This window comes from Kitasatospora sp. NPDC054768, assembly GCF_053612025.1.
Map to the genome: position 1 here is coordinate 23,600 of NZ_JBSHBN010000037.1, position 23,355 is coordinate 46,954.

A 23,355-nucleotide genomic window follows, 5' to 3' on the forward strand; every position below is an offset into this window, starting at 1 on the left:
CAGACCGCACCCAACAGCGGCTGGTCCGGCTGGGAGGCCACCGGCGGAGGCCCCGCCAACAGCGAGATCGAACTCGGCAAGGCCCCCGACGGCCGACTGGAGGTCTTCGCCCTCAACGGCACCACCTTCCAGCACCAGTGGCAGACCGCCGTCAACGGCACCTGGTCCACCTGGGACGACTTCGGCACCGGCGGCCACGACCTCACCGTCAGCCACAACCAGGACGGCCGCCTGGAGGTCTTCGCCTCCGGGCCCGCCGGCGTCTACCACAGGTACCAGACCGACCCCACCAGTTGGTCCGGCTGGGAAGCCACCGGCGGCCCCGCCGACTCCCGGCTGACCAGTGGACGTTCGCCGGACGGCCGGGTGGAGGTGTTCGCCATCAACGGCAGTACGGCGCAGCACATCTGGCAGACCGGCCTGAACGCCCCGTACGGCCAGTGGGACACCTTCGGCACCGGCGGCACCGAGATCGGCGCGGCGAACAACGCCGACGGCCGGATCGAGGTGTTCGGCTCCAACACCGACGGGGTCCACCACAAGTGGCAGACCGGCTTCTCCACCTGGTCCGAATGGGCCTGGCTGAACACCACCCACGGACCCGCCACCGGCTGACCACGCCGGTAACCCCCCTGGAGCACAGCGATGCACCCGATCAGCAGGCGCGGCCTGCTGCGGGCGGCCGGAGCGGGAGCACTCGTGCTCCCGCTCTCGGGCCGTACCGCCTCAGCGGCATCGGCCGAACCGCCCCACCTGTGGGTCGGCGCCGGCCCGTTCGCCCACGTCCACGACCCCTCCACCGCGCGCCGCCGCTACCTCAACGACCACACCGTGGTCCAGGCCGACGGGCGCTGGCACCTGTTCAGCATCGTCGGTGACAGTGCGCCACCCGGGCAGGCGCCCGACAGTTCGGCCGAGGTCTCGCTCGCGCACGCCTCGGCGCCCTCCCCGTCCGGGCCGTGGAGCAGCCACCCGGACGCGCTGACCGTCGACCCCTCGTACTTCGGCGAGGAGCACCTGTGGGCCCCGCACGTCGTCGAGTCGGGCGGCGTCCACTGGATGTTCTACGCAGCGGGCGGGCGCGCCGGGGCGGCGATCAACGCCGCGACCTCCACCGACCTGTCCACCTGGAACAGGCTGCCGTCCGGGCCGCTGTTCCGCGGGACCGCCGCCCGCGATCCGATGGTGCTGCGGATCGGCGGCCAGTGGGTGATGTACTACACCGAGCTGTCCGCCCCCGGCGGGCACCACCAGGTCTGCTACCGGCGCTCCACCGAGCTGCTGACCTGGAGCGAGCCCGGCGTGGCCTTCGCCGACGCGGCCACCGCCGCGGACGGCGTCTCGATCACCGAGTCGCCCTTCGTGGTGGCCCGGGACGGCTGGTACTACCTGTTCCTCGGACCGCGCAACGGCTACGAGGGCACCGACGTCCTCGCCTCCCGCGACCCGTTCCGCTTCTCCCTCGACGGCCGCTCCGGCCATGTGCCGGGCCACGCCGTGGAGGTGGTCACCGACGGGCAGCAGTGGTGGGCGAGCGCCGCCGGCTGGTTCCGCCGAGGCCTGTACCTGGCGCCGCTGGACTGGCGGTCCACCCCGCCGCCCTGGCAGAGCCCGGACAACCCGGTCGCCGCCCCGGACGTCCAGGGCCGGCTCAACGTGTTCGCCCTCGACGCGGCCGACCGGTCGATGCTGCGCCGTGTCCAGACCGACCCGGACTCCGACACCTGGTCGGACTGGGAGGTGTTCGGGACGCCCGCCGGCGCGGTGCCCGTGCTGGGCCGCAACGCCGACGGCCGGCTGGAGGTGTTCTCGCTCGCCCCCGACGGCGCCGACCTGCACCACCGCGTCCAGCGGACGGACGGCGACTGGTCGGACTGGGAGGTCTTCGGCGGCCCGGCCGGCGCCGCCCCCGCCGTCGCCCGGAACGCCGACGGCCGGCTGGAGGTCTTCGCCCTCGCCCCCGGCGGCGCACTGATCGCCCGCCGCCGCCAGGCCTCGCCCGGCTCGACCGGCTGGGACGACTGGGACGCGGGCTTCAGCGGTCCGGTGGGCGCTCCGCCGGTCGTCGCCGCCAACGCCGACGGCCGGCTGGAGGTGTTCGTGCTCGCGCCCGGCGGCGCGGCGCTGCTGCACCGCTGGCAGACCTCGGCCGGCGGCGCCTGGTCCGCATGGGAACGCTTCGGGACGCCCGCCGGGGCCGCGCCGCGAGTGGCCCGCGACGGCACCGGGCGGCTGAACGTCACCGCGATCGCCCCCTCCGGCACGGCCGCCTTCCAGCGCCGCCAGTCGGTGCCCAGCGGCGGCTGGGACGCCTGGCAGCCACTGCTCGGCTGGTCCACCGCGGCGCCACTGACGATCGCCGGCGCGGACGGCCGGTTGGAGGCCTTCTCCCTCTCCCCCGGCGGTGAACGGCTGGCCCACCGCTGGCAGTCGGCGCCTGCAGGAGCCTGGGAGCCTACGGGCGTGTTCGGCGAGGACTTCGGCGAGCCCGGCCTGGTGCTCGCCGCGCCGCCCTCGGCCGCGGCCGACTCCACCGGAAGGCTGCACGTCTTCGCGGTGACCGAGGACGGCCGGCTGCGCACCCGCGTTCAGGACCGTCCCGGCGGCGGCTGGCGACCGTGGGCCGCCTTCGGCGACCGCCCGATGGCACCGCTGCGTCCAGGGGCGCCGATGCTCTGACCGAACACCCGTGCACTCCGCTTCCACCTTGTCAAGTAGCCTGCCGCTCCGGTTTATTGTCGTACGCGAAGAGGTACCGTTCGTCCGTCCGGCAAGAGTCGGCGCGCGAGACGGGACGGTGCGCGGGACGGAGGAGCGGTGCGCGGGATTGTCGTCCACCTGCCGGCGGGGAACGGCGGCGACACGGTGACCTTACGACTCGGTCCGGGAGAGCGGGCGCGCTTCGGCCGCGGATCCGCTCACAGGCCGGTGGAACTGCGCCTCGGCGACGAGTCGGTCTCCCGGCTGGCCGGTGAGATCCACGCGACCGACGACCACTGGCAGTTGAGCAACCTCAGCAACTCGCACGCCTACCTGGTGGAGAACCCGGAGGGCGCCGGCGAGTACCTGCGGGTGCCGCCACGGCGGGTCGGCGCACCGATCCCCTTCGAGTTCTCCCGGGTGGTGCTGCCCTCCCGGCGGGAAACCCCGCTGTCCTTCCAGGTGTTCGCGCCCGACCACGTCTACCTGGACCTGGACGCCCGCGGTGGCTCCTGGGAGAGCCGCACCATGACGGCGTACTCGCTGGACGAGACCGCCACGTACTTCCTGGTCCTGGTCGCGCTCTGCGAACCATGGCTGCGCGACCACTCCCCCGCCACCGTGCCCACCACCCCGCAGGTGGTCGCTCGGTTGCACGGCCACCCCTCCTGCGCCCGTCTCACCGCCCGCGCGGTCAGCTCGCACCTCGACTATCTCGCCGCCGAGAAGCTGCGCATCGACCTGCCCGACGGCGACCGCGCGGACCGCCGCAGCGGCAAACGCGAGGCCGTGGTGGGGCTCGCCCTGAAGTTCGGCATCGTCCGCGAGGAGCACCTCGTGCTCCTGCCGGACCCCGGGCCCGGCCGGTCCGGACGGTAGGGAGGGCCGGCCATGCCGCAGAACCCGGCCTTCCCCGGGGACGGCGAGGAACTTCTACCGACCGGCCACCGGGTCGGAGAGTGGACCGTCACCGGGCTGATCGGTGAGGGCGGCTGGGCGACGGTGTACGCCGCCCGCCGGGCCGACGGCGGCGGCGGGGCGGATGACACGGTCGCCCTCAAGGTGCTGCTGACCGCCGGACTCGCGCCCCGCCAGGCCCGCCAGGTCGCCGAAGCCGCCCGGCGCGAAGCCGAGTTGGGCCGTACCGCCCCGCACCCCCGGCTGGTGCGGCTGCTCGATGCCGTCGTCCTGGCCGCCCCCGACCAGCCGTCGCTCGACGGCGCGATCGTCCTGGTCATGGAACGCGCCCGGTGCACCCTGCGCGACCTGCTCGCCATCGGCATCGACGAGGCCTATGGCGCCAGGATCGTCACCGGCATCTGCGAGGGCCTGGCCCACCTGCACCGCTCCGGCTGGGTCCACACCGACCTCAAGCCGGAGAACGTCCTCATCGGCGCGGACGGAGAGGTCCGCCTCTCCGACTTCGGCCTCGCCATCGAACTCACCGGCACCCACGGCCACGGCTCCCCGATGGGCACCCCCGACTACCTCCCGCCGGAGCGCTGGAAGGAACCCCTCGGCGAGCACGGCGTCAAGATCCGTACCACCGCTGACATCTGGGCGCTCGGCATCGTGATCCACGAGGTCTTCGCCGCCGGCGGCCGGCCGTTCCCCGGCGCCACCTCCGCCGCCCGCTGCGCCGCCACCCAGCAGTACGCGGAAGGCCGCGCTGCCCTGCGGCTGGCCGCCGCCGTCCCCCCGTTCTGGCGCGCCCTGGCCGCCGACTGTCTCGCCCCCACCCACACCGCCCGCGCCCCGCACACCGCGGAGAGCCTGCTCGCCCGCATCCGCGCCCACCGCCCCGGCCGGCGCGCGCGCCGCCCGAACCCTCGCCCTCGCACCGCTCTGCTGGCCCTGGCCTCCTGCGCCACGGTCGCCGTCACCGGCACTGCCCTCTGGCCGCACCCGGGACCGTCCGGACAGCCCGCCCACGTCCGGGTCTTCAACACCGAACGCGGCTGTCAGGACCGCACCGACCGCGACCCCCGGTGCAGCCTCGGCCTCGCCGTCGACCCCCTGCGCCCCTACACCGCCGACAACGTCGTCCCCGTGCGGGTCTGGCACAACGACACCCTCGACGCCGACTGCCAACTCCCGACCGGCCTCCCCGTCATCAACGAGGAGGGCCTCGTCTCCACCCTCTGGTACCGCATCCGCCTGCCAGGACCCACCACCGCCTGGCTCCCCGCCGTCCGCACGAGGGACCGTCCGGCCCTGCTCCGCTGCCTGTGACCGCCGCCGGCGCGGCTACCGTCCGTTCCGGCCCGTCTCCCTCCTCGCCGGCAGTCCGCGTGGCCCGCGCCGCGCAGCAGCAGGCCGAGCGAGAGCATCGCGGACAGGCCGAGCAGCACCGTGGACCAGAACCAGAAACGTAGCCATGTGTCGGGGACAGGCGGCAGGATCGCCGGCACGGCCGGATACAGGACCAGCAGCCACCCCAACCGCCGTTCCGCTCCGGACTGTTGGTGCAGCTGCCTGGCCGCCCTCCTGCCGCAGATCGAGCGCACCGAAGAGACGGCCGTCCTGCTCCGCTCGTTCTGGAACGCCCTGTGAAGCGCGTCGCGCGAGGGCTTGGCGGCGGGTGCAACGCGCAGGTCCCGGCCCCGGACCGCCTCGTACACGCCTGCCGGTAGGCCATCGCTCAGCGGCGCGGCCGCGAAGGAGTGTTCGTGGCCGGGGCCGGCGACGAGGGCCGGACCGACGAGGGCCGGCGGATCGAAGAGTGCTGCGGTGCGCTCCGCCGTGTCGGCGAGCAGGCGGTCGACCGAACGGACCGCCTGCTCACGTTCCTCGTCCGGGAGCGGCAGGCCCCGGCCGTCGACGGCGAGGTGGACCTTCGTGGTCCTTCCGGATCCTCACGGCCACCGCTTGCCACCCAGGGGCACACCGTCGGTCCCGGGGTTGGATACCACGCTCATCCCCTGCCCTCCGGACGGACAGCCGGCGCGGACGAACCGTCGAGCTCGCGCCCGATCGCCTCCCGCAGGCCGTCGTGCTCCGGTCCGAGCGCCATTGCCGGATCGCGCCAGTTCTCCGCGGAATACAGCCACACCGGGCGGCGGACGAGCTCCGGGCTCTCCCACTCGAACCGCGGCCACACGTGCGCGTGCAGGAAGTTGTCGGTGTTGCCGAGGATCTCCAGGTTCACGCGCCGGAACTCCGGGTCCAGCCGCCGGCAGACCCGCTCCACGGCCTCACCCAGCCGGTCCATGTCCGCCAGGAAAGCCGTTCGTTTGCCGCGCGGGAGATCGGACAGCCGCTGCACACCGGGCTCGTCCACCAACAGGACCGAGTAGCCGGGCAAGAACTGCACGTCGCCGATCACCGCGAAGCCGGCGTCGAGCCGCCGGAGCACCGTGGGGTTCGTACCTTTCAGCGCACTGCCGATCCTGTCGCCCCGCCAGTCCTTCACCATGACACCGCACCCCGTACAAGCGTGACCGAGCAGGCTCGGCCGAATGATGGTCGCTGGTCGCTCCCCCGGCTCCGTGCCATGTTCGCATCCGGCCGAGGTGAACCGTGGCGTCGGCCGGGATCGACCGGCCTCATCATCCCCTCCCCCGCGGGGAGGAGCCGGGATCGGAAGGGGCTCGACGCTGCTGACCGAGCGCCGGCGAACGCAGGTCCCTCCTCGGCGGTCGCCTCGGTGGGCCGTCACGTGCCGATCTCCGGGAGCGGGCGCGGGGCCCGCGCCGGGGAGGCCCGGCGGGCGGGCGCTCCCCGGGGCGGGGTGGGTCAGCTTCCGGCGGGGGCGCGGTGGCCGTGGCGGAAGAGCGGGGCGCGGGTGTCGAAGGGGACGTCCTCGCGGGACGCGGCGACGGCGGCGTCGGAGGCCGGCAGGTCGAACGGGAGGGTCGCGGTCATCGGGGCGCGGCCGAGGGCGGCGTCCAGGACGACCTCGTCCGCGGCGCCGAACTCCCCGATCAGCAGGGCCGCGTGCGGGGCGAGCGGGGTGAGCACGGCGGGCCGTTCCAGCTGGGCGGCGAAGACCGTGGGCACGGCGGCGGCCAGGGCGGTGAGCCGCTCGACCTCGGCCGCCTCGAACTCCAGCGAACCGCTGTGGAAGTGCTGTTCGAGCATGCCCTCGCGCCGCTCGTACGGGGTGGCGAGGCGGACGACGGCCAGGTCGGCCTGCTCCGGGTCCTCGACGACGGTGCCGTAACCGGCGGCGACCTGCGGGTCGATGCCCTCGACGTAGAGCCGGGTGGCGGCGGTGGCGGTGCGCGGCTCGCCGGCCAGGTGGACCACGGAGCGGCGCTGGACCTCGCGGCCGAGCGCCCGGCCCTCCGGGGTGCCGACCAGTTCGGCGGCGGCCTCCACGTCGACGTACGGGTCGTCGAAGAGGCCGAGGCGGAACTTGTCGCGCAGGATGCGGCGGGCCGACTCGTCGAGCCGGGCCTCGGTGACGGCGCCGGAGCGGACGGCGGCCAGGATCAGCTCCGGGTCGGTCTCGCCGCCGAGCTGGTCGGCGCCCGCGTCGAGGGTGAGCACGACCTGCTCGGCGACGGACAGCTCCTCGACGCCCCAGTGCCGCGGCGGCAGGGTGACCACGCCGGGGACGCTCATGCCGGTGATGGCGTTGAAGTCGGTGCAGACCACGCCGTCGAAGCCGTAGCGCCCGCGCAGCAGGCCGGTGATGACGTCCCGGTTGAAGTTGGCGCCGACCTCGGCGAGGCCGCTGCCGGAGGGGATCGCGTAGGCGGGCATGATCTGCGCGGTGCCCGCGGCGAACGCCGCCTCGAAGGGACGCAGGTGGGTCTCCAACTCGCCGCCGGGGTAGACCAGTCGGCGCCCCGCGGCGAAGTGCGAGTCCTCGCCGCCGGCCTGCGGGCCGCCGCCGGGGAAGTGCTTGGTCATGCAGGCGACGCTGTCCGGGCCGATCCGCTCGCCCTGGAGGCCCTCGATGTAGGCGGTGATCATGCGCGAGGCGCGCTCCGGGTCCTCCCCGAAGGTGCCGCTGATCCGGGCCCAGCGGGGCTCGGTGGCGAGGTCGGCCATCGGGTGGATGGCGACCCGGATGCCGACGGCGCACAGCTCGCGGCGGATCAGGTCGGCGTAGCGGCGCACCAGTTCGGGATCGTCGGTGGCGGCGAGGCCGATCGGCTCGGGGCCGGTGCTGAAGCCGCCGCCGGTGTGGGCGGTGGCCGGGTTGGCGGTGAAGCCGTGCCGGGGGTCGGAGGAGAGGGTGACCGGGATGCCCAGCCGGGCGGCCGCGGCGAGGTCCTGGACGTGGTTGTTCCACGCGGCCATCGCGCGTGGGTCGGGGACGGCCATCATGGCGAAGTGGGTGAGGCCGCGTTCGGTGATCAGGTCGGCGCCGGAAGGGAACGGCGGGTGCTCGCCGGGGAGCATCCGGCCGTGCAGCATCAGCGCGGCCTTCTCCTCCGCGGTCATCCGGCCGAGGAGGTCCTCGACCCGCTCCTCGACGGGCAGCCGCGGGTCCTCGTAGGGCTCCATGGTGCCGTTGTGGTTGAGGTCGCGGAAGGGCGTGCCGTCGGTGTGGTGCAGCAGGGTCGTCGTCATGCCGTCACCTCGGCGGCGTTCGACACGGCGGTGCGGGCGGCGGCCTCGGTACGGGCGGCCTTGGCGCGGAAGGCGTCCAGTGTCTCGGCGGTGGCCCCGCAGGCGGCCAGGAAGGCGGCGGCGCCGCCGTGCTTGGTGCGGACCAGGTCGAGGAAGGCGCTCATGGCCCCGGCGGGGGCCTCCAGCAGCGGGGCGGGGACGACCAGTCGGCCGGCCTCGACCTCGTTGAGGGCGGCGCGGTTGCGGTCGGCGAGCCCGGCCCAGATCTGCTGGATCGCCTCGTTGGTGCGGGCGTAGTCGGCGACGATCTCCTCGGCGGGCACCCCGAGCAGCTCCAGCAGCAGCGCGGTGAGCAGCCCGGTGCGGTCCTTGCCGGCGGCGCAGTGCACCAGCACCCCGCCGGGGCGGGCGGTGGCCTCCACGGCGGCGGCCAGGGCCTGCGGCGCGGACTCGGCCATCAGCAGGTAGAAGGCGCCGAGGTCCTCCGCCGTGGTCATGGTCAGCATGGCCTGGGCCAGTTCGTCGTTGGTGGGCTCGATCCGGGCGGCGACGACGGCGATGCCGGCGGCCTCGGCGGCGGCCCAGTCCTCGGGGCTGCTCTCGGCCTCGCCCCGGAGGTCGACCACGGTGGTGACGCCGTGCTCGCGCAGCTGGGCGACGACGTCCGCGTCGGCGGCGGGGAAGGGCTGGGCGGAGCGGAACAGGGCGCCGGGACGGATCCAGCGGCTCGCGGGGTCGGCGAGCACGGCGGGGTCGCGGAAGTTGACCAGGGACATGCGGGGGCCTTTCGGGATGTGCGAAGGGTCTTGCGAAGGGTGTGACGAAGGCGCGCGACAGGACCGCGCGAGGGGTGACGCGGGGGTGAGGAGGGGGAGTTGGGCGTGGGGTGCCGTCCGGGCGGCCGGCGGCACGCCCGGGGACGGGGTCGGGGTCGGTGGTGGGGTCGGTGACGGGGTCGGTGGCGGTTCGGGTCAGCCCGCCGCGGCGAGCACGTCCCGGTAGGCCTTGACCCAGCCGGCCAGCGTGGCGCTCTCCTGACCGATCAGGATGTGGCGCCGCACCATGCCGCCGAACATCGCGCCGAGCGCGGTCGGGCGCAGGTCGGTGTCCGGGTCGACGTCGAGCCGCTCGGCGGCGATGGTGACGGTGCGTTCGATGAAGGCGTCGATGACGACCAGGGCGTAGTTGTGGACGGAGTGCACTTCGAGCAGGCCCCTGCGCAGCCGCCGCCGGCGCTCGGTGTGCTCGACGGGCTCCTCCAGCCGTCCGCCGGTGACGGTCAGCGCGTGTTCGAGCGCGGCCCAGAGCGGGAGTTCGGCGGGGGCGGCGGCGAAGGCGTCGAGGACGACCTGGCCGAAGTCCCAGCCGAAGAGCAGGGCCTCCTTGGCCGGGTAGTAGCGGAAGAAGGTGCGGTGGGCGACGTCGGCGCGGCGGCAGATCTGGTCCACCGTGGTGCGCTCGTAGCCCTGCTCCTCGAAGAGTTCGAGCGCCGCGGTGCGGATGCTGTCGCGGGTGCGCGCCTTCTTGCGGTCGCGCATGCCCGGCTCCGCCGCGGTGTCCGTCCCCTGCATCGTTCTTCCGCTCCTGTTCGGTGGGTTGGGTGTCCGAGTCGGTCTCGGGCGAGTGCCCGGCCCGGGCGGAGGTGGGGCCGCCGAGGGGGCGGCTGTCAGTACCGAATCACGTCCGACCGTGCTCGCTCAAGGCGGGAGCCGACTCTTCCGGGTTTCGTCATCCGAAGTTTGCACAACTGCCTTTTGGCAGTACTGCCACTTCCGAAATGGTGTGGGCGTCGGCGGCCGCACTCCCCCCTGGCCGCCCCGCACCCCCCGAACCGAGGAACCATGAAGCGGCACACCCACCTCCTGGTAGCCGCGGCCTGCACGGCCGCGCTCACGCTCACCGCCTGCTCCGCCTCCGACGACGCCCTGTCCGGCACCGGCACCGGCACCGGCACCGCCGCCGGGAACACCGGCGCGGCGGCCGACGGGCCGGCCGTGGACGGCGGCACGCTCAAGATCGGCCTGGACCGGCCGTTCACCAAGCTCGACCCCGCCGACGGCACCCTGACCTCGATGCCGATGATGGTCCTCGCCAACGCCCTGTACGACCCGCTGATGGTCAACGGCGACAACGGCACCGTCCAGCCGTACCTCGCCAAGTCCTTCACCCCCAACGCCGACGCCACGGTCTGGACCCTCGACCTGCGCGAGGGCGTGACGTTCAGCGACGGCAAGCCGCTCGACGCCCAGGCCGTCGCCGACCACGTCACCCGGCTCGCCAAGCCGGAGAGCAAGTGCGCCTGCGCCCTCGACGCGGCCGCCATCGGCTCCACCGCCGTCACCGGCCCGACCACCGTCGCCTTCACCCTCAAGGCGCCCGACGCCGCCTTCCCCAACCTGTTCACCCGCTCGCTCGGCTACGTCTCCGAGGCCCCGTCCGGCGACTCCCCCGCCGTCGGCTCCGGCCCGTACACCGTGGAGAGCGTGCAGCCCGGAGTCTCCGTCACCCTGTCCCGCAATCCCGCGTACTGGGGCGCCAAGGGCCACGCCGACAAGCTCGTCTACCGGGTCCTGCCCGACGCCGACAGCCGCTACCAGTCGCTGCGCTCCGGCGACACCGACCTGATCTGGACCGAGACGCCCAGCCAGCTCAAGCAGGCCGCCGCCGACGGGCTGCGCACCGCCACCGGGCCCGGCTCCACCAGCACCGTGCTGTTCAACACCAAGGCCGCACCCTTCGACGACGTCCGGGTCCGCCGGGCGGTGCAGTACGCGATCGACCGCGAGGCCCTGGAGAAGGTCGTCTTCCTCGGCCAGGGTTCCGTCGCGGACGGCCCGATCGGCTCCCGCTCCCCGTACCGCACCGCCGCCGGGTACCCGGCCCACGACCCGGCCAGGGCCCGCGCCCTGCTGGCCGAGGCCGGCCACCCCGACCTCGCCTTCGAGTACCTCGTCGACAGCCGCCCCGAGGCCCAGCAGCGCGCCACCGTGCTCCAGCAGATGCTCGGCGAGGCCGGGATCAGGATGACCGTCAAGCCGCTCGACAACGCGGGCCTGGGCACCGCGATGCTCCAGCGCAAGTTCCAGGTGATGGACTTCATCACCAGCATGTTCGGCGACACCGACACCGCGCTCAGCAGCCTCTACCTGCCGAACTCGCCGTACAACTTCATGAGTTGGTCGGACCCCGAGGCCCAGAAGGCGATCACCGAGGGCCGTTCCTCGACCGACGCCGCCAAGCGCTCGGCCGCCTACGGCCAGGCCGCCGCGCGGGTCGTCGGCGAGGCGCCGATGGTCTTCCTCACCGAGAACACCGTCGGCTTCCTCGGTGCCGCCAAGGTCGGCGGGCTGCCCGACCTGTCCAAGCGCACCGTCCTCAACGTCTCGCCCGCCACCCTGTGGGTGAAGCGATGACCCCCGGCGCCCGGACCGCCCTGCGGTACGGCGGGCAGCTCGGCCGCGCCGCGGCCGTCCTGCTGCTGGTCACCGTCGGCGCGCTCGCCCTGCCCCACCTGATGCCCGGCTCCCCCGCCGTCGCCGCCCTCGGCCCCACCGCCACCCCCGAGCAGATCTCCGCCTACGAGGCCGGGCTCGGCCTGGACCGCAACGTGCTCGCCGCCACCTGGCAGTGGATCGGCGACGCCCTGCACGGCGACCTCGGCCACTCGCTGTCCACCGGAGCGGCCGTCACCGGAGAACTCGCCGACCGGATCCCCGTCACCCTCGAACTCTTCCTCGCCGCCCAGCTGGTGGCGCTCTGCCTGGCCGTTCCCGTCGCCCTGCTCTCCGCCTGGCGGCCCGGCGGCACCTTCGACAGGCTCGCCACCACCGCCACCTTCTGCTGGCTCGCCGTCCCCGGCTTCGCCCTCGGTCTGCTGCTCATCTGGATCGCCGCCGTCCAGCTGCGCGTCCTGCCCGCGACCGGCTGGACCCCGTTCACCGAGAACCCGGCCGAGAACCTGCGCCACCTGGTGCTGCCCGCCCTCACCCTCGGCCTCACCGAGGCCGCCGTGTTCACCCGCACCCTGCGCGGGCAGCTGCTCGACACCCTCGACCAGCCGTACATCGCCGCCGCCCGCAGCCGCGGCATGGGCACCACCCGGCTGCTGCTGCGCCGCGCCCTGCGGCCGTCCAGCCTGCCGCTGGTGACGCTGATCGGGATCGGCATCGGGACCTCGCTGGGCGGCTCGGTGCTGGTCGAGTCGCTGTTCGCGGTGCCCGGCGTCGGCAGCCTGGTCTCCGGGGCCATCGCCGGCCGGGACTTCCCGGTCGTCCAGGCCGTGGTGGTGGTCAGCGCCGTCGCCGTGGTCGCGGCCACCTTCGCGGTCGACCTGCTGTACCGCACGATCGACCCGAGGATCGCCCATGAGCACCGCTGAAACCACCGCCGTGACCGCCGAGAGCACCGCCGGGACCCCAACCGCCCGCCGCCGCCCGCCGGCCGGGGTGCTCGCCGCCGCGGCCTGGCTGGCCGTGGTCGCCCTCGCCGCCCTGCTGCTGCCCCTGCTGCCCGGCTTCGACCCGCTGCACGGCGACTTCGCCCACCCCTCCGCCGCCCCCGGCCCCGGCCACTGGCTGGGCACCGACGGCTCCGGGCGGGACATCCTGCAGCGCACCGTCGCCGGCGCCCGCGCCTCCTTCACCGTCGCCGCCCTGACCGTCCTGGTCGGGCTGCTCGGCGGCGGCGCGCTCGGCCTCGCCGCCGGCTGGTTCCGCGGCCCGGTCGACAAGGCCATCGGCTTCGCGACCGACCTGCTGATGTCCGTGCCCAGCCTGATCCTGGTGATGATCGTGGTCTCGATGCGCGGCCCCGGCCTCACCGTCATCGGCGGCCTGATCGGGCTGTTCACCGTCCCGCACTTCACCCGGGTGGTGCGCGCCGTCGTGCTCTCGCTCGCCGAGCGCGGCTTCGTCCAGGCCGCCCGCATGATCGGCACCGCCCCGCTGCGCGTCCTGCGCCGCGAGATCGTCCCGCACGTCCTGCCGATCGCGCTCACCTTCGCCTTCACCGCCACCACCGTCGCCATCGTCGCCGAGGGCTCGCTCAGCTTCCTCGGCTTCGGGCTGCGCCCGCCGGAGCCCTCCTGGGGCGGCATCATCGCCGAGGGCCGCACCACCCTCGGCAGCGCGCCGTGGATCTCGCTGGCACCCGCCGCGGTGCTCTGCCTGACCGTCCTCGCCCTCAACTACCTCGGGGAGCACCTGCGTTCGGGCGCTCCCGCCGCAGCCAAGCCCGCCGCTGCGAAGTCCACCGCCACGAAGGGAGCGCGCGGATGACCTCCGCCCCCGTCCTCGACGTCCGCTCGCTGGACACCGTCCTGCACACCCCCGACGGGCGGAGCCTGCACGTCCTGCACGGCGTCAGCCTCGGCATCGCGGCCGGCGAGTGCCTCGGCGTGGTCGGCGAGTCCGGCTCCGGCAAGTCCGTGCTCGCCCGCACCGTCCTCGGCGTCGGGTCGCGCACCACCAGGGCCGTCGCCACCGGCGAGATCCGGCTGAACGGCGAGGACCTGCTCGCCGCCACCCCCGCCCGGCGCGCCGAACTGCTCGGCACCGGCATCGCCATGGTCCACCAGGACCCGATGACCTCGCTCAACCCGGTCGTCCGGATCGCCGACCAGGTCACCGAGTCGATCACCAACCGGCGCCGCCTGTCCCGGCGCGAACGGCTGCGCACCGCCGCCGAGTTGCTCGCCGCCGTCGACGTCCCCGACCCCGCCCGGCGGGCCCGCGCCCACCCGCACGAGCTCTCCGGCGGCCTGCGCCAGCGCGTCGGCATCGCCGCCGCCCTGGCCGGCGAACCCGCCCTGCTGCTCGCCGACGAACCCACCACCGCCCTCGACGTCACCGTCCAGCGCACCGTCCTCGACCTGCTCGACCAGCACCGGGTCGACCGGGGCCTGGCCACCCTGCTGATCACCCACGACATCGGCCTGCTGTACGGGCGGGCCCGCCGCATCGCCGTCATGTACGGCGGCCGGATCGTCGAGACCGGCCCCACCGAGGCCGTCACCCGGAACCCCCGACACCCCTACACGGCGGCGCTGCTGCGCTCCGTCCCGCGGGTCACCGGCCCGCTGCGCCGCACCCTGCCCGCCATCCCCGGCTCACCGCCCGACCTCACCCGGTCCATCCCCGGCTGCCCCTTCGCCCCGCGCTGCGAGCGGGCGACCGAACTCTGCACCACCACCGCGCCGCCCACCCGCACGGCGGCGGACGGACACACCGCCGACTGCCACTTCCCGCTCACCGCGGCCGACCCCATCGCTCCCGAGGAACTGGAGTCCGCGGCATGACCACCGCCCCCGAGACCGTCGCCCCCGACACCGCCGGCGCCGGAACTGCCGACGCTGGTACGGCCGTCCTGGAGGCCACCGGCCTCGGCGTCGTCCACCGCACCCGCTCCGGCCCGCTGCACGCCGTCAGCGGCGTCGACCTGGCCCTGTATCCGCGCCGCACCCTCGCCCTGGTCGGCGAGTCCGGCTCCGGCAAGAGCAGCATCGCCAAGGCCCTGCTGCGGCTGCCCCCGCCCACCACCGGCACCGTCACCCTCGACGGCACCGACCTCGCCGCGCTCTCCCCGCGGGCCCTGCGGGCCGTCCGGCCCCGCCTCCAGATGGTCTTCCAGGACCCGCTCTCCTCCCTCAACCCGCGCCGCCGGGTCCGCGACCTCGTCGCCGAACCCCTCGACGCCCACCCCGACCCGGCCCGCGAACGCGACCACCGCGAGCGGGATCGGGATCGGGAGGAGATCGTCACCCGGCAGCTGGAGGCCGTCGGCCTGCCGCCCGCCCTGTTCGGCGACCGCCGGCCCCACCAGCTCTCCGGCGGACAGGCCCAGCGGGTCGCCATCGCCCGGGCGCTGGCCGCCGGCCCGCGCGTCCTGATCGCCGACGAGGCGGTCTCCGCCCTCGACGTCTCGGCCCAGGCCACCGTGCTCAACCTGCTGCGCGACCTCACCGAGGAGCGCGGACTGGCCGGCCTGTTCATCTCCCACGACCTCGGCGTGGTCCGGGCGGTGAGCGACGAGGTGGCCGTGCTCCAGCTCGGCCGCATCTGCGAGCGCGGCCCCACCGAGGCCGTCCTCGCCGCCCCGGCCCACCCCTACACCGCCGCCCTGCTCGCCGCCGTCCCCGAACCCGGCCGCCCGCTGCGCGACACCGGCCTGCTCCCCGCCGACCCGCCCTCCCCGCTCGCCCCGCCCAGCGGGTGCCGCTTCCGCACCCGGTGCCCGCTGGCGGACAGCCGCTGCGCCACCGAGGAGCCCCGGCCCCGGGAGGTGGCGCCCGGCCGCACGGTGGCCTGCCACCGCCCGCTGGTCGGCGCCGCGGAGGCGTGACCGGCCTGGCGTGCGGCCCGACCAGGCACCGGGACGGGCGGTGGACGGGACCGGGTCGCCGGTGAACAGGGCGCGGCGCTCGTCCCCGGCCGACCCGCCCGCGACGCCGAACGGCTGACGGATGGCGAGCGCGCGGCGGCGGCACTCCGCCGGAGGTGTCGCAGCCGGCACGGAAGCACCGGCCCCGGTCGGCCGCCCGACAACGGCGGCGCGGCCGAACCCCTGACCGAGGCATGACGCGACCGCCGCCTTCGGCCGTTCCACGGTCGGGGCCCGGTAGCGTCACCGGTCATGAGGATTCTGGTCACCGGCGGCGCCGGGTTCATCGGTTCGGCGGTCGTCCGGGGCCTCGTGGCGGCGGGCCACGAGGTCCGTGTCCTGGACGCGCTGCTTCCCGCCGTCCATCCCTCGGGGATGCCACCCGAGCTGCCCGCGGCGGTGGACTTCCGGCAGGGGGACGTACGGGACCGGGCGACGGTCGAGCGGGCGCTGGCCGGAGTGGACGCGGTCTGCCACCAGGCGGCCATGGTCGGCTTGGGGACGGACCTCGACGACGCGCCCGCCTACGCGGGCTGCAACGATCTGGGAACGGCGGTGCTGCTCGCCGCGATGGCGCACTCGGGCGTGCGCGGCCTCGTCCTCGCCGGGTCCATGGTGGTCTACGGCGAGGGTCGCTACCGCTGCCGGCTGCACGGGGACGTCGCACCCGGCCCACGGCGCCCGGACGAACTGGACGCCGGCCGGTTCGAGCCGCCGTGCCCGCGCTGCGGTGCCGAACTCGTGCCCTGCCTGGTGGCGGAGGACGCACCGACGGACCCGCGCAGCGTGTACGCGGCGACGAAGCTCGCCCAGGAGCACCTGGTCTCCGCCTGGAGCCGCGCCTGTGCGGGCCGTGCCCTGACCCTGCGCTACCACAACGTCTACGGCCCCGGGATGCCGCGGGACACTCCGTACGCCGGAGTGGCGTCGCTCTTCCGCTCGGCCCTGGCCCGGGGCGAAACGCCCAGGGTGTTCGAGGACGGCGGGCAGCGCCGGGACTTCGTCCACGTGGCGGACGTCGCCGCCGCGAACCTCTCCGCGCTGGCGGCGCTCGGCGACCGCCCGCCGGGCAGTGCCCGGGCCTACAACGTGGGCAGCGGCGAGGTCCGTACGGTCGGGGAGATGGCACGGGCGCTGGCCGCCGCCCACGGTGGACCGACGCCGGTGGTGACCGGCGAGTACCGGCTTGGCGACGTCCGCCACATCACCGCGGACTCCGCCCGGATCCGGACGGAACTCACGTGGCGGGCCCGGGTCTCCTTCGCCGACGGGATGCTGGAGTTCGCCGCCGCGCCGCAGCGGGCGTGAGAACGGCGCGCGACGTCAGCCGTGCGCGGGTGCCGCCGAATCCCGTCCGATCCCCCGGACGGGTCGAGCCTCGCCGACGTGGCACCTCCGCAAGGCGCGGTTCGGCCTCGGCGGGCCGGGCTGCGGTTAGCGTGACCGGCGTGACTTCTCCCCTCCATCCCGTCCCCGTCGCCGATGTCGTCCTTCCCTGTCTGGACGAGTCCGCGGCCCTGCCGTGGGTGCTCGGCCGTGTCCCGGACGGCTGGCGCGCGATCGTCGTCGACAACGGTTCGCGCGACGGCTCGGCGGAGTTGGCCCGGTCGCTGGGCGCCACCGTCGTCGAGGAGCCCCGGCGCGGTTTCGGCGCCGCCTGCCACGCCGGTCTGCTCGCCGCGACCGCCGGACTGGTCTGTTTCATGGACTGCGACGGTTCACTCGATCCGGCCCAACTACCCCGCGTCGCCGGTCCCGTGGCGGCCGGCACGGCAGACCTCGTGCTCGGCCGCCGCCGTCCCGCGACCGCCGGCGCCTGGCCGGTGCACGCCCGGCTCGCCAACACCGTCCTCGCCCGCCGGCTGCGCGCCCTCACCGGGGCGCCGCTGCACGACCTCGGACCGATGAGGGCCGCCCGGCGGGAGCGGCTGATCGCCCTCGGGCTGGGCGACCGCCGCTCCGGCTATCCGCTCGAAATGGTGCTCGCCGCCTCGGCGGCCGGGATGCGGATCACCGAGACCGACGTCGACTACCTGCCGCGCTCCGGCCGCTCCAAGGTCACCGGGACCGTGCGCGGCACCCGTCAGGCCGTACGCGACATGCGGGCCGTGCTGGCGGCACCGCCGCCCACCCTGCTGGTCATCGCCAAGGCACCGGTTCCGGGCCGGGTGAAGACACGTCTCACCCCGCCGTGCAGTCCGGGGCAGGCGGCGGCGCTGGCCCGGGCCGCCCTCGTCGACACCCTCGCCGCTCTCGACCGGATGCCGGCCGGCCGGCGGCTGCTCGTCCTCGACGGGGACGCCGGTCCGTGGCTGCCGCCCGGTTGGGACGTCGTCCCGCAGTGCGGCGGCGGGCTCGACGAGCGGCTCGCGGCGGCCTTCGCCCACGCTGCCCGGCGAGCTCCGGGATCACCCGCCCTGCTCGTCGGCATGGACACCCCGCAGCTGGACCCGACCGTCCTCGCCGAGTCGCTCTCCCCGGCCCACCGCACCGGTGCGGACGCCTGGTACGGCCCGGCGGCCGACGGCGGCTTCTGGGCCCTCGGCCTGGCCCACCCCACCGAGCGGCTGGCCCGACGCCTGCTCCGGGGGGTGCCGATGTCCACCTCCCGCACCGGCGCCGCCCTGCTCGACCGCCTCGCGGCCGAGTGCCTGACGGTTCGTCATCTCCCGGTGATGACTGACGTGGACACCATTCAGGACGCCCGCCGCGTCGCGGCCGAAGCGCCGCACACCGGGTTCGCCGTGCGCCTGCGCACGATCGACACCGCCCCGGAGTTCGCCGGATGACCGCCCCGGCCGCCGCCTGGATCGACGACCCGTTCGCCGAGGCCGTACGCGCCGGACGCGGCCCCCTGTGGCTGCGTCAGGAGGACGGCTCGCGCATCGCACTCGACGTCGAACGGTGGTGCGCCCCCGCCGCCGGAGGCGACCACAGCCTGCTGCGGCGCTGCGTGGGTCTGGCCGCCCCGGTGGTGGACCTGGGCTGCGGACCCGGCCGGCTCGTGGCCGCCCTGCTGGCCCTCGGCGTCCCGGCCCTGGGCGTCGACGTCACCGGGGCGGCGGTGGAACGGACCCGCCACCTCGGAGGCCCCGCCCTGTGCCGGTCCGTGTTCGACCGGCTGCCCGCCGAGGGCCGCTGGGGCGGTGCGCTGCTCGCGGACGGCAACCTCGGCATCGGCGGCGACCCGGCCGTGCTGCTGCGCCGTGGCGCCGAACTCCTGGCACCGGACGGCGTCCTGCTGGTCGAGGTCGAGCCGTGGGAGCTCGACGAACGGATCACCGTACAGGTCGAGGGTTCCGACGGCCGCCTCGGTCCGGCGTTCGCCTGGGCGCGATGCGGCGCCGGGGCGGTCACCCGGCGGGCCCGCCGGGCCGGGCTCGTCGAGACCGAACGCTGGACCTCCCACGGACGGCGGTTCCTCGCCCTCCGCAAGTCCTCCGCCGGCACACTCGTGTGACGGGGCGCTTCGCCCCGCCTCCTCCGAGTCGGCGGTGCGCCACGCGCCTCGGAACGTCGGCGGCCGGTCAGGCCTTCGTCGTACCCGGCGCCGGACCGCGCGCCGGCCGCGACGCTACGGCGCGGGACAGCCCGCGGGCCGTCGGCACCGCGAGCACACAGGCCAGCGCGACCGCGTACGCGGACCGTTGGGCGTCCGCCCCGCCGACGAGGTAGAGCGCCTGTCCGGCCGCCGGAACGGCCAGCCACTCCCACCGCCCGTCGAGCGCGACCAGGGCCACCACCAGCAGGCCGTACCAGGGGTAGCTCGGCGCGACGACCAGCAGCGCCGTTCCGGTCACCAGCAGGGCGCCGCGCCACGGACGGCCGGGACCGCCGCGCAGCAGCACCCACAGTGCCACCACCGCCAGCACCAGTGCGGCCGCCCACGGGGCCCACCGGTCGGCGACGACGATCCGCAGGAGGCCGAACCGGTCGAGGTGCCCCTGCTCGTACCCCTCCTCCCGCAGGTATCCGGGCAGGTACCCCAGCACACCGGGCCCGGAGGCGACGAGGTAGGGCAGATAGACCGCCACGAACGTCCCGAGGGCCACTGCGAGCAACAGCACGTCGGACCTGGTCGGACGCCGGGCCAGCAGCCCGGAGAGCGCTCCGGGCAGGGCGAGCGCCGGCAGCAGCTTGGTCGCGACCGCCGCGCCGAGCAGGGCGCCGCCGGCACCGGCCCGGCGACGGGCGGAGAAGCCCAGTCCGGCCACCATCAGGAGCGCACCGAGGGTGTCGACGTGCGCGTCGTTGACCGCCCACACCGTCACTCCGGGGCACCAGCCCCACAGCGCAGCGCGTCGGCTGCCCCGCCGTGCCGCCAGCAGTGCGCCGGTGGTGGCCACGGCCAGCACGGCCCCCGCGGCCTGCACGCCGCGGACGCCGCCGCCGAACGGGTGCACGGCGAGGAACCACGCCTCCGCGACCGGCGGGTAGATGGTGTGCACGGCGGGCCGGTTGATCCGGGTGCAGTCGCCGTCCGCGGTCCGCCGCTCGTCCCACCCCGCACAGCCGTCACCCACCGGGAACAGACCCGGATCGCGCAATCGGGCCAGCGCCGGGTCGTCCGGGGTGCGCGCGTAGGGCGAGGTGCCGGCCGCCTGGACGCGGCCGTCCCACACGTACCGGTAGGCGTCGTCGCTGGTGCGCGGTGGCGCCAACAGCCCGACGGCGGCGACGGCGGCACTCCCGGCCAGGACGAGCGGCACCACGTGACGGTCGCCCACCCCGCGGAGCAGGACGAGCGCGAGGGTGAACAGCGCCGCGTCGAGGGCGTACCAGCCGTACAGCGGCGCCCGGTCGGCGAGCGTCCCGCCGCCGGTCACGGTCAGTGCCAGGGCCGCCGTCAGCGCGGCGAGGGCGAGGACACAGGGCAGGAGGCGTCGGGTGAGCACGCCCCCACCCTGCCACCGTGGTGCCCCGTCCCCGAGGACCGGCGGCGCCGCCGCTGCGGCCCGGTCAGGCTCCGGGGACGCCCGCGAGACCGGTGGTGAGACCGTCCAGGGCGTGCGAGCAGACGCAGTCCCGGTCGACGGGCAGCAGCTCGATCGCCTTGAACAGCACCGTGCGCAGCCGGTCGACATTGCCCGCGAAGACCTTCAGCACCTCGGCCTGGGTGACGCCCTCACCTGCCTCGACGCCCGCGTCGTGGTCGGTGACGAGCGCCAACGTGCTGTAGCAGAGTCCGAGTTCACGCGCCAGCGCGGCCTCCGGGTGCCCGGTCATGCCGACCACCGACCAGCCGTTCGCGGAGAACCAGCGGGACTCGGCGCGGGTCGAGAAGCGTGGCCCCTCGACCACCACCAGGGTGCCGCCGTCCACCGGCCCCCAGGCCGCCGCGGCGGCGGCGTCCAGGGCCGCCCGCCGCCCCGCCGGGCAGTACGGGTCGGCCATCGGCACGTGCACCACCTCGGGGACGGAGCCGTCCGGCAGCGGCTGCCCGTCGTAGTAGGTCTGCACCCGGCCCGAGGTCCGGTCCACGAACTGGTCCGGCACCAGCAGCGTGCCGGGCCCGTACTCCGGCCGCAGCCCGCCCACCGCGCACGGCCCGAACACCTGCCGCACCCCCAGCGCGTGCAGCGCCCAGAGGTTGGCCCGGTAGTCGATCCGGTGCGGCGACAGCCTGTGCCCGCGCCCGTGCCGGGGCAGGAAGGCGACCCGGCGACCGGCCACCTCGCCCAGGAACAGCGCGTCGCTCGGTGGCCCGTACGGCGTGTCGACCCGCACCTCGGTCACCTCGTCCAGCAGCGCGTACAGGCCCGAGCCGCCGATCACACCGACCTCGGCCCGCGGCGCATCCCCACGTACCCTCATGTGTTCCACCTCTCTCTCGGCGAGACCGTTCCGGCCGCTGCGGGAACCAGCGGGCCTCGGGTCTCGAAATCCGGTCTTACGGTTCACGAACCCCGCACCGCCGGTGCGGGCCGGCCCGCCGCTCACCCGGGCGTGGACCGCCGGGATCGGCCGACGCGGCGGAGCTTCAGCGCGAGGGCGACGGCCGCCGCGCCGAACAGGACTCCGCTGACGGCGAGCCACCGGCCGAGGTAGACCTCCTCCGACAGCCCGGTGGCCCCCGGGTACGGCTCGGACAGGTTCAGGACGAGGGGGAACCAGACGAGCAGCAGGAGGCCGGACAGGACGACCGGTGCCCGCAGGTAGTTGATCCACTCGACGGTCGGAGCCCGCTCGTGGCGGTGGCGCAGGACGGACCGGGCGGAGAGGTCGGCGAGCGAGTAGAGCGGCAGCAGGACCAGGTCGTGGGCGAGGGCCCCGCCGACGAACCAGAGCACCACCGCGAGGGCCCGGTCGGACACCAGCCGCTCGGCGGCGTAACCGGTGAGCGCGAACGAGGCGAGCAGCACGAGCAGGTGCATCGGCCCTGCGCCGTACCAGCGGGTGAGGCGGGCGGGTCGGGCCACGGTCACGTCCTGAAGGTGAGTCGGCCGACCCACTTGGTGTTGTTCACACCGGGGTTGGCGGGGACGATGATCCGGGCCGGGAAGCCGTGGTCGAGCGACAGGTCGGCTCCGTTGACGTGCAGGGCCAGGAGGGACCGGGGGTCGCGGATCTGGTTGCCCCGCAGCAGCACCGAGGTGTAGGGGCCGGGTGGTTGGACCGACTCCACCAGCACCTCGGCCGCACCGGGCAGGCCGGCCAGGGCCGCCAGGTCGGCCAGCCGCAGTCCGCTCCACAGCTGGTCCTCGGTGGACCAGCCCTCCACGCAGGCGATCGGCAGCCGGGCCGACCGCTGCGGCATGGCCAGCAGCTGCTCGCGGGTGAGGACCAACGGCTCCGCGGTGCCGTGCAGTTCGAGGCGCCAGCCGGGCCCGACGAGCTGCGGGGTGATCCCGACGGCGGCGGCGGTCTTGTTGATCTGGAAGCCGTTCGGGCCCTGCTCGGGGGCCCGGTTGTGCGGCGCCAGGAGTGCGGTCGCGCGGAGGCTGCCGCCCAGGCTCTGCCCGGCCGTCACCGCGAACAGGGCGAGCGAGCCGCCTCCCACCAGGGCGAGCGCACCGCGCCGGGAGGTCGTCGGTACGGCCGGCGAGGCCGCCGGCAGGCCCCCGCCGTCGGAGGGTTCCGGCCTGGTCGCCGCGAGCCCGGTCCGCAGCTCCGCCAGCAGCGGACGCGACCGCAGAGCCCGGCTCGCGCTGCCCAGCTTGAGGACCACGTGGACGGCGAAGGCGGCGATGAACACCCACGCACCGTAGAAGTGCAGCGGGTAGAAGGATCCCGGAAAGACGTAGTGCAGCTGGATGTTGAGGATCCCGGTCACGAACTCGAACACGGCACCGCCGACGAGCATCAGCAGCGACAGCCGCTCCAGCGCGTTCGCGGCGCTGCGGACGGGCGGCCAGGTGAAGAGCTTCGGGATCACCGACCACAGCTTGGCCAGCAGCACCGGAACCAGCACGACGCCGAGCGTCACGTGCACGCCTTGGGTGAGCCGGTACAGCCACGGCGGATCGGTGGGCCAGTCGAAGAGGTAGAAGCCCAGCAGCCCCTTGTCCGGGGTCTGGTCGTTGAGCCGGCCGAGGCCGGGGTTGTACGCGGCGTAGGACAGCGCCCCGGTCACGAACAGCACCGGGATCCCGGCGAGCAGGACGAACCCGAACACGGAGGTGAGCCACGGCCCGCGGATCGGGCTGCGCCAGAACCCCCGGCGGAACGGGCCGGGCGGAGGGGGCATCCGACCGGCCCGGGCGGCGAGGGCCGCGCCGGCCGCGGCGAGGGACCGGCCGACGGTTCGGGCCGCCC

General features: G+C 75.0%; 20 protein-coding genes and 2 pseudogenes. 14 read left to right on the forward strand and 8 right to left on the reverse strand.

What is annotated here, in order from left to right; all coding sequences use genetic code 11:
* The 5 genes and pseudogenes from ACWGKU_RS14240 to ACWGKU_RS14260 form a co-directional block, all read left to right on the forward strand.
* Positions 1 to 615 (forward strand): annotated as a pseudogene (locus ACWGKU_RS14240) (peptidoglycan DD-metalloendopeptidase family protein); the annotation flags it as partial.
* Between the two features lie 30 nt (positions 616 to 645).
* Complete coding sequence (locus ACWGKU_RS14245; protein WP_452177580.1) at positions 646 to 2,679, forward strand: family 43 glycosylhydrolase; 2,034 nt, start codon at positions 646 to 648, stop codon at positions 2,677 to 2,679.
* Positions 2,680 to 2,817: 138 nt separating this feature from the next.
* Positions 2,818 to 3,579, forward strand: coding sequence for a serine/threonine protein kinase (locus ACWGKU_RS14250; RefSeq protein WP_401050150.1), 762 nt, complete (start codon positions 2,818 to 2,820; stop codon positions 3,577 to 3,579).
* A gap of 12 nt (positions 3,580 to 3,591) precedes the next feature.
* Entirely contained in the window at positions 3,592 to 4,932 is a 1,341-nt protein-coding gene (locus tag ACWGKU_RS14255; protein WP_452177579.1) for a serine/threonine-protein kinase, read from the forward strand.
* A gap of 147 nt (positions 4,933 to 5,079) precedes the next feature.
* Positions 5,080 to 5,253 carry a hypothetical protein gene (locus ACWGKU_RS14260; protein ID WP_452177578.1) on the forward strand — a complete coding sequence of 58 codons (174 nt, stop codon included), beginning with the start codon at positions 5,080 to 5,082 and terminating at the stop codon, positions 5,251 to 5,253.
* 361 nt (positions 5,254 to 5,614) lie between these two features.
* Here the strand turns inward: ACWGKU_RS14260 and ACWGKU_RS14265 are convergent, their stop codons facing one another.
* The 4 genes from ACWGKU_RS14265 to ACWGKU_RS14280 all read right to left on the reverse strand — a co-directional run bounded on the left by ACWGKU_RS14265 (position 5,615) and on the right by ACWGKU_RS14280 (position 9,794).
* Positions 5,615 to 6,115, reverse strand: a complete 501-nt coding sequence (locus tag ACWGKU_RS14265) for a diadenosine tetraphosphate hydrolase (RefSeq protein WP_452177577.1) — start codon at positions 6,113 to 6,115, stop codon at positions 5,615 to 5,617.
* Between the two features lie 320 nt (positions 6,116 to 6,435).
* Positions 6,436 to 8,223, reverse strand: a complete 1,788-nt coding sequence (locus tag ACWGKU_RS14270) for a glycoside hydrolase family 3 protein (protein ID WP_452177576.1) — start codon at positions 8,221 to 8,223, stop codon at positions 6,436 to 6,438.
* The gene (locus ACWGKU_RS14275; RefSeq protein ID WP_452177575.1) at positions 8,220 to 8,999 is read right to left on the reverse strand and encodes a tyrosine-protein phosphatase; all 780 of its coding nucleotides are present in this window, start codon (positions 8,997 to 8,999) and stop codon (positions 8,220 to 8,222) included. The genes ACWGKU_RS14270 and ACWGKU_RS14275 overlap by 4 nt, the downstream gene beginning before the upstream one ends.
* 195 nt (positions 9,000 to 9,194) lie before the next feature.
* Positions 9,195 to 9,794 (reverse strand): TetR family transcriptional regulator, encoded by a 600-nt coding sequence (locus tag ACWGKU_RS14280; RefSeq protein ID WP_401051882.1) that lies wholly within the window; start codon positions 9,792 to 9,794, stop codon positions 9,195 to 9,197.
* Between the two features lie 270 nt (positions 9,795 to 10,064).
* Between ACWGKU_RS14280 and ACWGKU_RS14285 the strand changes: the two genes are divergently transcribed.
* The 9 genes and pseudogenes from ACWGKU_RS14285 (at position 10,065) to ACWGKU_RS14325 (ending at position 19,060) form a co-directional block, all read left to right on the forward strand.
* A complete protein-coding gene (locus ACWGKU_RS14285; RefSeq protein ID WP_452177574.1) occupies positions 10,065 to 11,636 on the forward strand; it encodes an ABC transporter substrate-binding protein in 1,572 nt (523 codons plus the stop codon).
* Positions 11,633 to 12,601 carry an ABC transporter permease gene (locus tag ACWGKU_RS14290; RefSeq protein WP_452177573.1) on the forward strand — a complete coding sequence of 323 codons (969 nt, stop codon included), beginning with the start codon at positions 11,633 to 11,635 and terminating at the stop codon, positions 12,599 to 12,601. Before ACWGKU_RS14285 ends, ACWGKU_RS14290 begins: the two co-directional genes overlap by 4 nt.
* Entirely contained in the window at positions 12,588 to 13,499 is a 912-nt protein-coding gene (locus ACWGKU_RS14295) for an ABC transporter permease (protein ID WP_452177572.1), read from the forward strand. Before ACWGKU_RS14290 ends, ACWGKU_RS14295 begins: the two co-directional genes overlap by 14 nt.
* Complete coding sequence (locus ACWGKU_RS14300) at positions 13,496 to 14,518, forward strand: ABC transporter ATP-binding protein (RefSeq protein WP_452177571.1); 1,023 nt, start codon at positions 13,496 to 13,498, stop codon at positions 14,516 to 14,518. The genes ACWGKU_RS14295 and ACWGKU_RS14300 overlap by 4 nt, the downstream gene beginning before the upstream one ends.
* A complete protein-coding gene (locus ACWGKU_RS14305) occupies positions 14,515 to 15,561 on the forward strand; it encodes an ABC transporter ATP-binding protein (RefSeq protein WP_452177570.1) in 1,047 nt (348 codons plus the stop codon). Before ACWGKU_RS14300 ends, ACWGKU_RS14305 begins: the two co-directional genes overlap by 4 nt.
* A 291-nt stretch (positions 15,562 to 15,852) precedes the next feature.
* Complete coding sequence (locus ACWGKU_RS14310; RefSeq protein WP_452177569.1) at positions 15,853 to 16,908, forward strand: NAD-dependent epimerase/dehydratase family protein; 1,056 nt, start codon at positions 15,853 to 15,855, stop codon at positions 16,906 to 16,908.
* A gap of 131 nt (positions 16,909 to 17,039) precedes the next feature.
* Positions 17,040 to 17,762, forward strand: a pseudogene (locus tag ACWGKU_RS14315) (glycosyltransferase family 2 protein); the annotation flags it as partial.
* A gap of 99 nt (positions 17,763 to 17,861) precedes the next feature.
* On the forward strand, positions 17,862 to 18,389 hold the full coding sequence (locus ACWGKU_RS14320) for a TIGR04282 family arsenosugar biosynthesis glycosyltransferase (RefSeq protein ID WP_452177593.1): 528 nt from the start codon (positions 17,862 to 17,864) through the stop codon (positions 18,387 to 18,389).
* Positions 18,386 to 19,060 carry an SAM-dependent methyltransferase gene (locus ACWGKU_RS14325; protein WP_452177568.1) on the forward strand — a complete coding sequence of 225 codons (675 nt, stop codon included), beginning with the start codon at positions 18,386 to 18,388 and terminating at the stop codon, positions 19,058 to 19,060. Before ACWGKU_RS14320 ends, ACWGKU_RS14325 begins: the two co-directional genes overlap by 4 nt.
* A gap of 67 nt (positions 19,061 to 19,127) precedes the next feature.
* On the opposite strand, the gene ACWGKU_RS14330 is transcribed toward ACWGKU_RS14325, so the two are convergent.
* The 4 genes from ACWGKU_RS14330 to ACWGKU_RS14345 form a co-directional block, all read right to left on the reverse strand.
* Entirely contained in the window at positions 19,128 to 20,495 is a 1,368-nt protein-coding gene (locus tag ACWGKU_RS14330) for a hypothetical protein (protein WP_452177567.1), read from the reverse strand.
* A 64-nt stretch (positions 20,496 to 20,559) separates the two neighbouring features.
* Complete coding sequence (locus ACWGKU_RS14335; protein ID WP_452177566.1) at positions 20,560 to 21,414, reverse strand: S-methyl-5'-thioadenosine phosphorylase; 855 nt, start codon at positions 21,412 to 21,414, stop codon at positions 20,560 to 20,562.
* Positions 21,415 to 21,536: 122 nt separating this feature from the next.
* Positions 21,537 to 21,974, reverse strand: a complete 438-nt coding sequence (locus tag ACWGKU_RS14340; protein WP_401056425.1) for a hypothetical protein — start codon at positions 21,972 to 21,974, stop codon at positions 21,537 to 21,539.
* A gap of 47 nt (positions 21,975 to 22,021) precedes the next feature.
* The gene (locus tag ACWGKU_RS14345; RefSeq protein WP_452177592.1) at positions 22,022 to 23,287 is read right to left on the reverse strand and encodes a molybdopterin-dependent oxidoreductase; all 1,266 of its coding nucleotides are present in this window, start codon (positions 23,285 to 23,287) and stop codon (positions 22,022 to 22,024) included.
* Positions 23,288 to 23,355: the final 68 nt, after the last annotated feature.

Coding starts and splice junctions, on each gene's coding strand:
- ACWGKU_RS14245 (WP_452177580.1), top strand. CDS start 646: ATGCACCCGATCAGCAGGCGCGGCCTGCTGCGGGCGGCCGGAGCGGGA.
- ACWGKU_RS14255 (WP_452177579.1), top strand. CDS start 3,592: ATGCCGCAGAACCCGGCCTTCCCCGGGGACGGCGAGGAACTTCTACCG.
- ACWGKU_RS14265 (WP_452177577.1), bottom strand. CDS start 6,115: ATGGTGAAGGACTGGCGGGGCGACAGGATCGGCAGTGCGCTGAAAGGT.
- ACWGKU_RS14270 (WP_452177576.1), bottom strand. CDS start 8,223: ATGACGACGACCCTGCTGCACCACACCGACGGCACGCCCTTCCGCGAC.
- ACWGKU_RS14275 (WP_452177575.1), bottom strand. CDS start 8,999: ATGTCCCTGGTCAACTTCCGCGACCCCGCCGTGCTCGCCGACCCCGCG.
- ACWGKU_RS14280 (WP_401051882.1), bottom strand. CDS start 9,794: ATGCAGGGGACGGACACCGCGGCGGAGCCGGGCATGCGCGACCGCAAG.
- ACWGKU_RS14285 (WP_452177574.1), top strand. CDS start 10,065: ATGAAGCGGCACACCCACCTCCTGGTAGCCGCGGCCTGCACGGCCGCG.
- ACWGKU_RS14290 (WP_452177573.1), top strand. CDS start 11,633: ATGACCCCCGGCGCCCGGACCGCCCTGCGGTACGGCGGGCAGCTCGGC.
- ACWGKU_RS14295 (WP_452177572.1), top strand. CDS start 12,588: ATGAGCACCGCTGAAACCACCGCCGTGACCGCCGAGAGCACCGCCGGG.
- ACWGKU_RS14300 (WP_452177571.1), top strand. CDS start 13,496: ATGACCTCCGCCCCCGTCCTCGACGTCCGCTCGCTGGACACCGTCCTG.
- ACWGKU_RS14305 (WP_452177570.1), top strand. CDS start 14,515: ATGACCACCGCCCCCGAGACCGTCGCCCCCGACACCGCCGGCGCCGGA.
- ACWGKU_RS14310 (WP_452177569.1), top strand. CDS start 15,853: ATGAGGATTCTGGTCACCGGCGGCGCCGGGTTCATCGGTTCGGCGGTC.
- ACWGKU_RS14320 (WP_452177593.1), top strand. CDS start 17,862: ATGCCGGCCGGCCGGCGGCTGCTCGTCCTCGACGGGGACGCCGGTCCG.
- ACWGKU_RS14325 (WP_452177568.1), top strand. CDS start 18,386: ATGACCGCCCCGGCCGCCGCCTGGATCGACGACCCGTTCGCCGAGGCC.
- ACWGKU_RS14335 (WP_452177566.1), bottom strand. CDS start 21,414: ATGAGGGTACGTGGGGATGCGCCGCGGGCCGAGGTCGGTGTGATCGGC.
- ACWGKU_RS14340 (WP_401056425.1), bottom strand. CDS start 21,974: ATGCACCTGCTCGTGCTGCTCGCCTCGTTCGCGCTCACCGGTTACGCC.
- ACWGKU_RS14345 (WP_452177592.1), bottom strand. CDS start 23,287: ATGCCCCCTCCGCCCGGCCCGTTCCGCCGGGGGTTCTGGCGCAGCCCG.